This window comes from Mycobacterium sp. IDUB_39, assembly GCF_055419205.1.
In genome coordinates this window covers 396,389-408,452 of the sequence record NZ_JBVAXF010000004.1, presented here as the reverse complement: position 1 = coordinate 408,452, position 12,064 = coordinate 396,389, and the positions used below count along the sequence as shown (strand labels likewise).

Annotated in this window: 9 protein-coding genes; 2 read left to right on the top strand and 7 right to left on the bottom strand. The window is 64.4% G+C overall.

Translation table 11 applies throughout. The features are described 5' to 3' along the window. Positions 1 to 2: 2 nt before the first annotated feature. From ACZY0X_RS17350 to ccrA, 7 genes are read right to left on the bottom strand one after another with little or no spacing between them, the layout of a single operon-like run. Positions 3 to 1,250: an MFS transporter gene (locus tag ACZY0X_RS17350; RefSeq protein ID WP_463772116.1), complete on the bottom strand. Its 1,248-nt coding sequence runs from the start codon at positions 1,248 to 1,250 to the stop codon at positions 3 to 5. Further along, positions 1,247 to 3,325 carry an acetate--CoA ligase family protein gene (locus ACZY0X_RS17345; protein WP_463772115.1) on the bottom strand — a complete coding sequence of 693 codons (2,079 nt, stop codon included), beginning with the start codon at positions 3,323 to 3,325 and terminating at the stop codon, positions 1,247 to 1,249. Before ACZY0X_RS17345 ends, ACZY0X_RS17350 begins: the two co-directional genes overlap by 4 nt. Then, on the bottom strand, positions 3,322 to 4,134 hold the full coding sequence (locus ACZY0X_RS17340) for an enoyl-CoA hydratase/isomerase family protein (protein ID WP_463772113.1): 813 nt from the start codon (positions 4,132 to 4,134) through the stop codon (positions 3,322 to 3,324). Before ACZY0X_RS17340 ends, ACZY0X_RS17345 begins: the two co-directional genes overlap by 4 nt. Positions 4,135 to 4,153: 19 nt before the next feature. Then, positions 4,154 to 5,758, bottom strand: a complete 1,605-nt coding sequence (gene mctP, locus ACZY0X_RS17335) for a monocarboxylate uptake permease MctP (RefSeq protein WP_463772112.1) — start codon at positions 5,756 to 5,758, stop codon at positions 4,154 to 4,156. Next, entirely contained in the window at positions 5,755 to 6,030 is a 276-nt protein-coding gene (locus ACZY0X_RS17330; protein WP_463772110.1) for a DUF3311 domain-containing protein, read from the bottom strand. Before ACZY0X_RS17330 ends, mctP begins: the two co-directional genes overlap by 4 nt. Positions 6,031 to 6,087: 57 nt before the next feature. Further along, positions 6,088 to 7,071, bottom strand: a complete 984-nt coding sequence (locus ACZY0X_RS17325; protein ID WP_463772108.1) for an NADPH:quinone oxidoreductase family protein — start codon at positions 7,069 to 7,071, stop codon at positions 6,088 to 6,090. Positions 7,072 to 7,113: 42 nt separating this feature from the next. After that, entirely contained in the window at positions 7,114 to 8,379 is a 1,266-nt protein-coding gene (gene ccrA / locus ACZY0X_RS17320; RefSeq protein WP_463772107.1) for a crotonyl-CoA carboxylase/reductase, read from the bottom strand. A gap of 307 nt (positions 8,380 to 8,686) precedes the next feature. Here ccrA and ACZY0X_RS17315 point away from each other — a divergent pair, with 307 nt between their 5' ends. Together ACZY0X_RS17315 and ACZY0X_RS17310 are read left to right on the top strand one after the other, a co-directional pair. Beyond that, positions 8,687 to 9,616 carry a LysR family transcriptional regulator gene (locus ACZY0X_RS17315; protein WP_463772106.1) on the top strand — a complete coding sequence of 310 codons (930 nt, stop codon included), beginning with the start codon at positions 8,687 to 8,689 and terminating at the stop codon, positions 9,614 to 9,616. Positions 9,617 to 9,718: 102 nt separating this feature from the next. Further along, positions 9,719 to 12,064, top strand: coding sequence for a putative bifunctional diguanylate cyclase/phosphodiesterase (locus tag ACZY0X_RS17310; protein ID WP_463772104.1), 2,346 nt, complete (start codon positions 9,719 to 9,721; stop codon positions 12,062 to 12,064).

The following is a 12,064-nucleotide window of genomic DNA, read 5'->3' as shown; positions in this document are numbered from 1 at the left end:
CGCTAGACGGGTGAGCCTTGCCGCCGCGTTCGGATGAGGGTAACCATGGCGACGGCACCGACGCCGGGTCCGATAGCCAACGCGGCAAGCGCCGCCGTCCACGACCAGTGCTCCACGACAACCGGAACGATCCACACGCTGATCGCGGTGGTGAGATAACCGAGTGCCAGTTGGATGGACACCGCACCACCGACGTAAACCGGGTCGGCATGTTCGGTGACCAGCGCCGAGAACTGAGCCGAATCCGCGATGACCCAGAAACCCCAGAACGCACAGAGCGGCAACACGATCAGCAGGGGCCCGGTTCCCAGAACGGCGAGTGCCAACGCGGCCAACCCCGAACACACCAGCGACGTCAACGCAGCCTCAGCACGGCCGAACCGGTCACTGAGACGGCCACCGACCAAACACCCCAGGGCGCCTACCCCGATGCACACGAACGCCAACGCCGCGGCCGTGGCTTGTGCGTTCGGAAGCGCCGCGATCCCCGGCAGGGCGGCGATGAACGCCCCGACCCAGGCCCACATCGCATACAGCTCCCACATGTGGCCGATGTAGCCGACGTTGGCCAAGGCCACATTCCTGTTGCGCAGGCTGGCGATCGCGGCGCCAAAGGTGAACGGCCGCCGAGGGAATGGGTACGGGCCGGGCCCACGGAGCAGAAGGATCAGCGCGCCCCCGGCCGCGGTCATGAGCGTCGTCGCGACAATGACATGCTGCCAGGGCACGTCACCGAACGATCGGACCAGATGCGGAAGTGCGGATCCCAGGGTCAGAGCGCCGATCATCACACCGAGCGCGGTGCCACGCCCAGTGCGAAACCAGGTGGACACCTCCTTGAGTGCGGGTGGGTAGATGGCCGCCAGACAGATCCCGGTGAGCAGCCGCAGGGGCAGCGCAGTTTCAATTCCGTCTGCCCACAACAGCGCCATGTTGACCGCTGCCGCACCGAATGCGCCCACGCACATCAACCGCCTGGGTGAGATCGCATCGGCCAGACCCGTTGCGGCCGAGGCGATCGCGCCGACGACAAACCCGACCTGCACTGCGATGGTCAGCAACGACGCGCCCGTGGGAGAGAGCTCCCAGGCACCCACCAGTTGCGGCGCGACGAAGGACGCCGAGAACCACACGCTCATCGACAGAAACGTGCTTGCGGCGATAAGCGTCAGCGCCACGCCGGGACGCTGACGAGGTGCTACGGGCGACGCCGGGTGAGCCGGCGCCACCGTCACCTCCTCCTTGGTCACGATTGGATGCCTCGTGACCTCTTTCCGTGCCGGGTCATCCATCGGACACCGCCGATCGCGTCGATCGCACGTTCCGCCGAGTCGAACATCGCCACCCTGGCACCAGCAGCGACCGGTCGGAGATCACGGACGAGCGCGTCCTGGTTTGCGTCGAAACCGCTGCGCAGCACCAATACCAGCGGCGTGCTACCCCGTTCGGCGTTGACCAGACCCTCGGTCAGGGCCCACACCAGCTTGTTGCCCGCTTCGGTCGCCTTCATGTCGAACACGGTGCCGAGGTCGAGGAACGCACACATCACGTCGATGGACTCGTCATCGGCAACGGCGGAGGCGATGGCGCCTGTGAAGGTGCCGGTGTCGTCGAACAGCGACCACACGGGGATGTCAATCGGATTCGACAGGCTGGTGCCCGGTGCCTCGAACCTCTGGAGCCGGGCTCGGGTGTTCTCCGAGAACGGCGCCATCCGGAGACCCCACCGATCAGCCCGATCTGATCCGACCACGGCCACGCCTCCGCCGCTGCCGAGCAGTGCGAGGTTGTCGCCGTCGATGCCGGGAACGAATTGCAGAGCGGTAAGGACGTCCATCAACTGGTCGAGATCGTCGACCAGCAGCACACCGGCCTGCCGCGCGGCGTCCAAGAGCAACTGTGGGTCGCTGGCGAGAGCCCCTGTATGCGAGGCCGCCGCTGCTCCCCCCGCTGCAGTTCGTCCACCCTTGAAGACGATGACGGGCTTGGTCATTGTCCTTGCCAGTCGCAGAAACTCACCGGCCCAGCGGTCATCTTCGAGATAGAACGCCGCTGCGTGGGTCCGCGGGTCGGCTTCACAGAACGCCAGTAGTTCAGCGGGGCTGACATCGTCACAGTTGCCGACCGAGCTGACGAAACTGAACTGCAACCCCAACTCTGTACCGCGCCGCAACACGTCGCCCGCATAGGTGCCAGATTGGGAGACGAAGGCGATGTGGCCGGGGGTGGTGGCCGAGGCGGCGGGCGAGATCAACGTGATGCCCTCATACGCCGTGTAATGACCCATACAGTTCGGCCCAAGTACGCGCATCCCCGCCCCGTCGAGTCGCGGCGTATCCGCGGTGTACACGTGAGCGGTGCGGGTGCCCCGTTCAGCGAGAGCCAGCAGTGCGGCGGGAACGGCCGACGCGGGTAGTGCGACAACGGCGCGGTCCACTGCCGCTGGCAGATCGGCGACGCTGGCGACCGTGGCGACACCGCACAGGCTGTCGTTCTTACTGCTGACCGGCAGGATCTGGCCGGTGTAGCCGAAGTCAACCAGGCTGCTGACCGCTCGGTAGCCCATCTTGTGCTCATCGGCTGACGCACCGACGATGGCGATCGACCGAGGGTAGATCGCTGGCCGCAGCGCTTCGTAGGCCCGACCCGGTTCCGGTATCGGGGGCACCTGCGCAGTGGCTGGATCGAGTTCGGTGGCACGCGCATCGACGGCGACGATGCGCTCAGCGGTGACCACGACCGGGTTGAAGTCGACCTCGGTGATGTCCTCGCTCAGCAGGAGTCCACCGGCACCCCCGACCGCCACGAGCATCGCGACGATATCGTCCACCCGATCCGGAAATCGCTTCTCCACAATCCGGCCGAGGCGAGTACCCGACACCATCCGTCGGGCGTCCTCGGCATCGATCGGCGCCAGCGCGAACACGACGTCATCGAGTGTTTCGATGTCTACTCCGCCGTGACCGAACATCACCACGTGCCCGAAACCAGGTGCGCGCAAGCCCCCGACGACCGCTTCGATACCGGCGTCGACCATTGCCTCGACAGTCACGCCGCGCACCTGCGCACCGTTCGTTCGTTGCTGCGACAGAAGCGCATCGGTGCGCGTTCGGACGTCGTCCGGCGACACAGCGAGCAGCACGCCACCGGCCTTGCTCTTGTGCACGACATTGTCGGCAACGAGTTTGATCGCCACCGGACGTCCGATCGCGTGTGCGATGCGGCTGGCGTCATCACTTGTTTCGGCGAAGGTGACCACGTTGGCGGGGACACCGTAGCGGATCGCGAGATCTCGCACGACGTCCTCACGCAGACGTCGACTCATCGATGAGCCCCCGCCTTGTCGAGCTTGTCCTGCAGATCACTGGGCGCGTCCGGATAGCGAGGCGGCCGCTTCTCCAGGAACGACCGCACTCCCTCGTCACCATCGGGCAGGTCTCGGACAATTGCTGCCAGTTGCGGTTCGAGGGACGCTCCCGCCTCCAGGCCGTTGTGCAGCGTTGCCCGTAGACCGGTCTTGATCGCCCGCACCACGGCCGGTGAGACCTCGGAGATCTCGGTTGCCAGCGAGATGGCGCGATCGAGAGTGTCGTCGGGATCGCACACCTCGCTGACGAAACCGGATGCGAGTGCCTCAGCCGCCCCAACGGGCGCCGCACTGGCCAGCATCTTGAAGGCGGCCGGGTAGCCGACCACATCAAGCAGGCGGCTGAGTTGACCTCCGACCGGCACCAGTCCGATTCGGGCGCCCACGGCGCAGAACCGCGCATTGTCGCCGGCGATCCTGATATCGCAGTTGAGCGCAAGGATGAATCCGGCCGCGTACGCCGGTCCGTTCACCGCGCCAATCACTGGGGTACCGAGTTCCGTAGGCAGGGTGAAGGCCGCGTTCGCCTCGGGATCACCTGCCGTCTCCGGCTTCTCGAGGACCTCCTGCAGGTCGTGGCCCGACGAGAACATGTCGCGGTCGCCAGTGACGACGATGCACCTAACGGCGGGATCGCGGTCGGCCTCGAGCAGCAGGTCTCGCAGCCGCGGTGCCATGTCGCCGCTGAAGGCGTTGCGCTTGGCCCGGTTGGTGATCGACAAGATCCGTACCGGTCCCCGATCGGTGGGGTTGATGGTGGCGGTCATGAGAGTTCTCCTTGGGCAGTTAGTTGGCGGAGGCCGTTGTCGCGGTGCCGATCTCATCGCGTTCAGCCGGGCGATCGGACTGCGGCGTACCGGGCCGTGGCCGGTCTCGTCGCAGGGTGGTGGCGACCAGGCTCCAGGTCAGAGTGATCACCAGGTTGAGGATCAGCGCGGAGATCGCGATGTACATCGGTGATGACATGAAGAACGGGACGGCGGTTGATCCACCGAAGTGACTGGCGGTGGGCGATGTGACGTTGTAGGCGGCGATAGTTCCGTATGCGATTCCGACGGCCCAACCGGCGAGCAGTGCGTGCCTGTTGGCGAATCGCACGGTGAACAGACCCAGCAGCACGGTCGGAATCGTCTGCAGGATCCAGATACCGCCGAGCAGTTGGAAGTTCAATGCGAACTGGCTATCGAGGGTCAGGACGAACACCAGCGCGCCGACCTTGATGAGCACGGACACGATCTTGGAGATCGTCGTCTCACGATGGTTGGAGATGTCCTTTCGGGAGAACTGCCGGATGATGTTGCGACTCACCAGGTTGCCCGCTCCAATTGCCATGATGGCCGCAGGCACCAGTGCGCTCATCGCGATGGCGGCGAAGGCGACGCCGACGAACCAGGACGGGAACATCTCAATCAGCAGCTGTGGCACAGCGAACTGCGGATTCCCATTCAGTGGCGTGATTCCGGCCGCGAGGGCCATCATTCCGAGCAGCGCGACGAGTCCAAGCAAGACGGTGTAGATCGGCAGAACGGACATGTTGCGTCGGACGGTCTTGGCGCCGCGAGCGGCGAACACTCCGGTAATGGCGTGGGGGTAGAGGAAGAACGCCATGCCAGAGCCAAGCGCGAGCGTCATGTAGATACTGGCATTCACACTGATGGCAGCGGCATCGGGATCAGTCGTGTTGTTGCGTGCGGCAATAACCTCGCCAGCATCGGCGAAGATGTTGCCGAACCCGCCGAGCTTGATCGGAATGACGATGACCGCGACGATGACCACGATGTAGGTCAGACCGTCCTTGAGGAAGGCAATCAGCGCGGGAGCCCGGATCCCGGAGGAGTAGGTGTAGGCAGCGAGCACACCGAAGGCCACGAACAGCGGCAGGTGGTTGAGGAACCAGCTCGCCTGCGGCCCGAAATTGAGGCCCATGGAGGTGAATATGACCTCAAGACCGATGAGCTGCAAAGCCAGGTAGGGCAGCGTCGCCAATAGACCTGTTAGGGTGATCGCCAGCCCGAGGGTCGGCGACTTGAACCGATCGTTGACGAAATCGGTGAGCGTCACATACCCCTTCTCGTGCGCCAGCCGAACGAGTTTCGGCAGGAACAGGAAGCCCAGCGAGTAGAGCACGACAGCGTTTGGCACGGCGTAGAAGCCGAAGGCACCGATGCTGAAGATGGCTGCGGGAACGGCGATCAGTGTGTAGGCGGAGTAGAGGTCACCGCCGAGCAGGAACCACGTCACGAACCCTCCGAAACCACGACCACCGAGCGCCCACTCATCGAGATGGTTCAGGTCGTTGGCGCGTCGCCAACGGCTAGCGACGAATCCCATACCGGTGACGAGGAGAAAGAGTGACAGAAACACCCCGAAGGTGACCGCATTGAAACTCACTGTTCAGCACCACCTTCGGGCTCGTTGCGGAACGCAATGAGATAGCTGGCTCCGCAACCGCAGGCGGCCGCGACTGCCATGGTCATCTGGAACCAGTAGAAGAACGGAATGCCCATGAGGGTCGGCTCGGTGCGCTGGTACACCGGCACCGCGAGCGCCAGTATCACGGGGACCGCGATGAGGACGGCACACGTGATCCGCTTCGGCCAGGACAGCGATGCCTGGACGGCGACACTGTCCGGCGGACTGTCGGGCGGGGGGTTACTGGTCATGTCGACACTCCAATGTGAGGAACTGCGATACCGGAAAGCTGTTCATGTGACTCATGTTCAGAGCCTGATCACGGTCTTTCCTCTGCTCCGACCACCGCCGAGTTCCTCCAGTGCGGCGGGCACGCCATCGATGCCGACACAGGAGGCGATCAGCGGCTTGATCCACCCGGCGGCCGCCATATCGAAGATCTCGTTTTGTGCGGCTCGCACCAATTCGGGGTTGTGCCGGCGATACAGGCTCCAGTGCAGACCGGCAATGGTGTAGTTCTTGACGAACGCGTGGTTGAGTCGCGGTTGAGGGATAGCTCCGCTGGCGAAGCCAACCACGACAATGGTGCCCTCGAAGGCGATGTACTTCGTCGCGGCCTCGTAGGCGTGGCCACCGACGGGATCGAAGACGATGTCGACTCCGTCTGGCGCGACGTGGCGAACCCTGGCGATGACGTCCTCTGCCGCCCCGTCAATGACGACATCCGCACCGAGATCGGAGACGGTCTCCACTTTGCCTGGCCCAGAGGCGATGCCGATCACGGTAGCGCCCGCCGCACGAGCCAACTGAACGGCGGCCGATCCGACGCCACCGGCGGCAGCAGTGACGACGACGGTGTCGCCCGGTCGCACCGATGCCCGGCGGTGCAGACCGAGCCAAGCCGTCAGGTAGGTCAAGTGCAGCGTCGCCGCCGTGACGTCGTCGAGCGCTGACGGGACGACGGCAGCGTCGGCAGCCGCCATCAGTGCGAACTCAGCGAAGCCCCCATGCGGCAGATGTGGTTGACCCACGATCCGCGATCCGACCAGCGCCGGCGCCACGCCGCTGCCGACCTCGTCGACGATCCCGCACAGCTCAAGGCCGGGCGTGAACGGCATCGTCGGCTTCTGCTGGTACTCGCCGCGGCACAGCAGCACGTCGGCGAAGTTGCACGAGGTGGCGGCGACTCGCACGCGGATCTCGCCAGCAGCGGGATGCGGATCGGGCAACGTCTCCCATCGCAGCACTGCACCTGGTTCGCCATATTCGCGTGCCGTCCACGCGCCTGCCATCCGTAATCCTCCTCTCGACCTGACTCGACGTGCTGCCTGCGATCAGCTGCGACCGGTGTCTGGGCTCGGTGCTCCGATGAGATGTACGGTGTTGCCGAAAACCTCTTCTCCCCTGCCCATCTGGGCGTGCGACAGTGCGATATCACCCATCGGCAGGACACGTCCCACACAGGGGTCGATGCGGCCGTCGATCACCATCTGGTTGTAGGCGATGGCCTGCGCGTCGTTGGTGCCGTGTGATCCCTGCAGGCGCTTCTGGCGGGTCCAGTGGTAACGCAGGTCGACCATCGCGTCGAACCCGGTGGTACCGGCACAGATAACCACCATGCCGCCGGGCTGGCAGAGGAACACACTGGTCGGAATCGTCGCGGCGCCAGGGTGTTCGAACACAATCGCCGGATCTTCCCGGCCGCCGGCGACCTCCCAGAGACGCTTGCCGAATGCGCGGGCACCCGCGGTCCATGCCTTCTGGCCCGCCGTGTCGTCAACCAGAGGAGGAACGCCCCAGTGGTCGAACTCCTTGCGGTTGATGTAACCGACGGCCCCATACTTCATGGCGAACGCGCCGCGGTCCTCGTCGGAAACCACTGCAACTGCGCGTCCGCCGGCCTCGCGCACCAGTTGGCAAGCCTGTGTGCCTAGGCCGCCCGAACCGCCCCACACCAGCACCAGATCGCCCTCAGCGACGGTGTTACCCGCCCAACCGTGCAGCATGCGGTACGCGGTCGTGCCGACAAGTGTTGGCGCAGCGGCCTCGGCCCAACTCAGGTGAGGGGCCTTCGGTAGAACCTGGTGCGCCTGCGCGCGAGCGAACTGTCCGAACGAGCCGTAGTTGGTGTCGTACCCCCAGATCTTGGCACTGGGCGCGATCATCGGATCGCGTCCTGCCGCAATCCACTGGTCATCGGCGTCCCACACTCCTGGGTGTACGACGACCTCGTCGCCGACCTGGATCGACTCGACGCCGGGGCCGACGGCATAGACGATTCCCGCCGCGTCGGAGCCACCGACGTGGAAGTCCTCGGTCTCACCGCGACGCTGCCTCGTGGCGACCTGATCGACCGGGTACCCCCGTGCCGCCCACACGTTGTTGTAGTTGACGCCGGCGGCCATGACCGCGATCAGGACCTCGCCGGCCCCCAACGATGGTGTGTCGATCACCTCGTGCGCGAACGCTGTCGCAGGATCCCCGTAGCGAGCGGGTCGCACGACCTGGGCGTGCATGTTCTTCGGCACCACACCGAGGGGTGGCAAGGTTCCTATGTCAACCGCGCCGACGTTGGGATCCGACACAGACTGTCGTTCCATGGCCTCGCTCACGAATGATCACTCCTACTCGATAGTTGTATTGCGATGAATCTGTTGGAAGCCGCGTCATCCGCCAGGCTTCTTCCTGCGACTTTTGGAGCCTCCTGGGGCGACGCCCTCGGGCTCCATTTCGGTGTGGTCCGAGTCTCAGTCATGACCTAGATGTGAGCAATGACCAATACAGAGGAAGCCTCTGCAGATCTGCACACCCGCTGCTTGACAGCGTTTTTGTGCCGCGGCGCCAAGGGGATTGGCTATAGTTGACCGAGCGATTGCCGCAGGACTATCGAAGGATTTGGCTTGTCCGATGATCTCGGCTGACGATCTGAGGGTTTTTCTCGAAGTCGCACGGCGACGGCGCCTCACTGAGGCGGCCAAGTACCTCCAGGTCAACCACACGACGGTCAGCCGGCACGTCACACGTTTGGAGCAAGCCGCGGGCAACCGCCTGTTCGACCGGCAGGTCGACGGCTGGACACTGACCGAGGCCGGCACTCACCTTGTTGTGCATGCGGAGGCGATCGAAGCCGCACTCCTTGCCGCACAAGAGGAATGCTCGTCGATTGGACCGTCGCTCACGGGGCATGTGCGAGTGATCGCTCCCGACGGATTCGGCACGTATATGTTGCTGCCCGAACTGGGCGACCTCCGGCGCCACCACCCCGGGCTCATCGTGGAGGTTGTCACCGCCAATCGGCACGAGTCCCTGACCCCGCGGGAGTTCGACGTGGCTGTCACGATCGAGCGGCCTCGGGCTCGAGCGGTCGACGTCCACAAACTCACGGATTTCACCCTCGCCTTCTATGCCTCCCCCGACTACCTGGCACGCCACAACAAGATCACCAAGGTCGACGATCTCTATGAACATCCCCTGATCTGGTACGTCGACGACGCTCTGGAGGACAGCACATTCAATTTGCTCTACGAATTGCTGCCTCGTGCGCAGGCACACATTCAAACGAATTACATCGCCGGCCATATTGAAGCCGCTGCCGCCGGGTTGGGTATCGCCTTTCTCCCGACATTTATCGGCGACGTCAGCCCCCACCTTCGCCGACTGCACCAGATCGAGGCGAAAGTCGAACGAAGCTACTGGATGTCAATACCGCGCGATCTCGTCCGGTTACCCCGAGTTCGACTAGTTGGCGCGCATCTCACCAAGCTGATCGCCGAGAACAGAGTCGGCAGTGGTGACGCAGCCCGCCTCGGACCTCGGACTACGAGCCGACTCGCATAGAGGCTCATGACAGCACCATCGGGCGACATTCCGCTCCTGAGTAGTCCAGCTCGGCGGTCGGGATAACATTGTCGATCGCTGCACGCCGATCGAGGGAGCTTAATGTCACGGTCGAGGTTCTACCTCACGTGCGGCGCACTCGGGATTGCCTTCATTGTGTTCGCTGCGTGGTTGATCAGCGGGTGGGGTGGACCGTCGACCGTGGTGATGGTCAGCAATGTCGGTACGTTACTGGCCGGTGGGTTCGCGGCGACGTGCGCGGGCATCACGGCGCGATCGAGTCACGGCCGTCAGCGATGGGCCTGGAGCGCCCTGGCCGTCGCACTGACGGGCTGGTTCTTCGGCGATGCGATCTGGGTGTACTACGAGTTGGTGCTCGCGGTGGGCACTCCGTTCCCGTCCCCGGCCGACGCGGGGTATCTGCTCTTCTCGATCGCGGCGTGCGTCTCACTGATCCTGCTGCCGATCGGCAGCGTCGGACAGTCGCAGACACGGCTGATCCTTGACGGGCTGACGGTTGCCTGCTCACTGTTGGTGATCCTATGGACGCTCGGTCTCGACGACGTCTTCCACCGCGGTGGCGAGAGCCGGTTCGTGTTCGCCGTGTCGGTGGCCTATCCGATTTTCGATCTGGTGCTCCTGACGGTGGCACTGCTCATCCTGACTCGTGCCCGCGTGGGTCAGCGTGCGGTGATCACGGTGTTCACCCTGGCCATGGGCGTGATGGCCTTGTCGGACAGCGCATTCGTGCTCATCAACGCCGACCAGCGATACGTCAGCGGCGGCCTGCTCGATATCGGCTGGGTGGCCGGACTGCTACTGCTCGGCGTCGCGGCGTTGGTCGGACTACGTTCCAAGCACATCGAATTCGGACTAGCCAGACCCCCCTCCCGAACAGCCTTATGGCTGCCGTACCTGCTGTTACCAGTCGTCACGATATGCACCGTCCTGAGCGAGGGCTCTGCGACGCTGCTGATCACGGCGCTATTGCTCGTATTGGCCGTCGTGATCCGGCAGTTCCTCATGGCTGACGAGAATCGGCGACTGTTGGCGACGGTCGCCGAGCAGGCGTTCCGGGATCCACTGACGAAGCTGGCGAACCGGGCCCTCTTCCAGGATCGCCTCAGCCATGCGGTGGCCCTGCAGATCCGGGATGAACGCAGCGTCGCGGTGCTGTCAATCGATCTGGACGACTTCAAACTCGTGAACGACTCTCTCGGGCACCCATCCGGCGACGCCCTCCTGAAAGCGGTCGCCGACCGCATCGTTGGCTGCGTGGGCGCCGGCGATACCGTCGCCCGGGTCGGTGGCGACGAGTTCGCCGTCCTGATCGAAGACGGTCCTGAGCCATCGCTGGTCGTCGCGCACCGCATCTTCGACGCATTCGATGCGCCGTTCACGGTCGACGGACACGACGTTTTCATGCGCCCCAGCGTCGGCGTGGCGTCCGGCGTCGCCCACGGCGATGCCGAAGCATCTGCCGACACCCTGCTCAAACACGCGGATCTCGCGATGTACGCGGCGAAGCGAAGCCAGCACGGCGGCGTCGCGGCCTTCACCACGGATATGCAGCTGATCGATCTACGGGAGGTGGATCCGCCGCGAGACCGCGACATCGCACCGCGTCGAAACGGCTCGGCGGGACTTCAACTCTTCGCGCAGCTTCGCCGCGCCATCGACCACGGTGAGCTGAATTTGGTCTATCAGCCGAAGTTCACCGTCGCGACGGGACGTATGACGGGCGTGGAGGCGCTCGTGCGGTGGGAGCATCCGGAACGCGGACTGATGCTCCCGGGTCAGTTCCTTCCGCTCGCGCGGCAGAACGGCCTCATGGGTGCGCTCACCGATGCAGTGGTCCATCGAGCGGTTCAGGACGCGACCGGATGGCGCGCCGCCGGCACCGACGTACCGTTCGCCGTCAATCTGTTCCCACCGTCGCTCGGCGACCTTGAGCTACCGAGCCGGCTCACCCGGATCATCACGGACGGCGGACTCAACACGGACTGTCTGACCGTGGAAATCACCGAGGACTTCCTGCTCGGCAACACCCGGCGCGCACGCAAGGTCTTGGAGATGTTGCGTGAGTTGAATATTCGCGTGTCGATCGATGATTTCGGCAGCGGCTACTCAGCGCTGAGCTACCTCCGAGAGTTGCCGATCGATGAGTTGAAGCTCGATCGGGAGTTCATCGCGCCGATGCTGTCCGACGACCGAGCAGAGGCGATCGTGTGCGCGATAATCGACTTGACGCACAGACTCGGCATGACGTGCGTCGCCGAGGGCGTCGAGGACGCGACCACTGCAGCCAGGCTCGCTGAACACGGCTGCGACATCATTCAGGGCTACTACTGCAGTCCGCCGATAGGCGCCTCGAGTGTCCTGGGCATAGGACCGCTCTGGCTCGAAGCCATTGGGCGAGCGAAACCTGCCCTCAGTCCGCAGACCTGA

Excerpts from the sequence above, each read along its gene's own strand:
- ACZY0X_RS17340 (WP_463772113.1), bottom strand. The coding sequence starts at position 4,134 with ATGACCGCCACCATCAACCCCACCGATCGGGGACCGGTACGGATCTTG.
- ACZY0X_RS17325 (WP_463772108.1), bottom strand. The coding sequence starts at position 7,071 with ATGGCAGGCGCGTGGACGGCACGCGAATATGGCGAACCAGGTGCAGTG.
- ACZY0X_RS17315 (WP_463772106.1), top strand. The coding sequence starts at position 8,687 with ATGATCTCGGCTGACGATCTGAGGGTTTTTCTCGAAGTCGCACGGCGA.
- ccrA (WP_463772107.1), bottom strand. The coding sequence starts at position 8,379 with ATGGAACGACAGTCTGTGTCGGATCCCAACGTCGGCGCGGTTGACATA.
- ACZY0X_RS17310 (WP_463772104.1), top strand. The coding sequence starts at position 9,719 with ATGTCACGGTCGAGGTTCTACCTCACGTGCGGCGCACTCGGGATTGCC.
- ACZY0X_RS17345 (WP_463772115.1), bottom strand. The coding sequence starts at position 3,325 with ATGAGTCGACGTCTGCGTGAGGACGTCGTGCGAGATCTCGCGATCCGC.
- ACZY0X_RS17330 (WP_463772110.1), bottom strand. The coding sequence starts at position 6,030 with ATGACCAGTAACCCCCCGCCCGACAGTCCGCCGGACAGTGTCGCCGTC.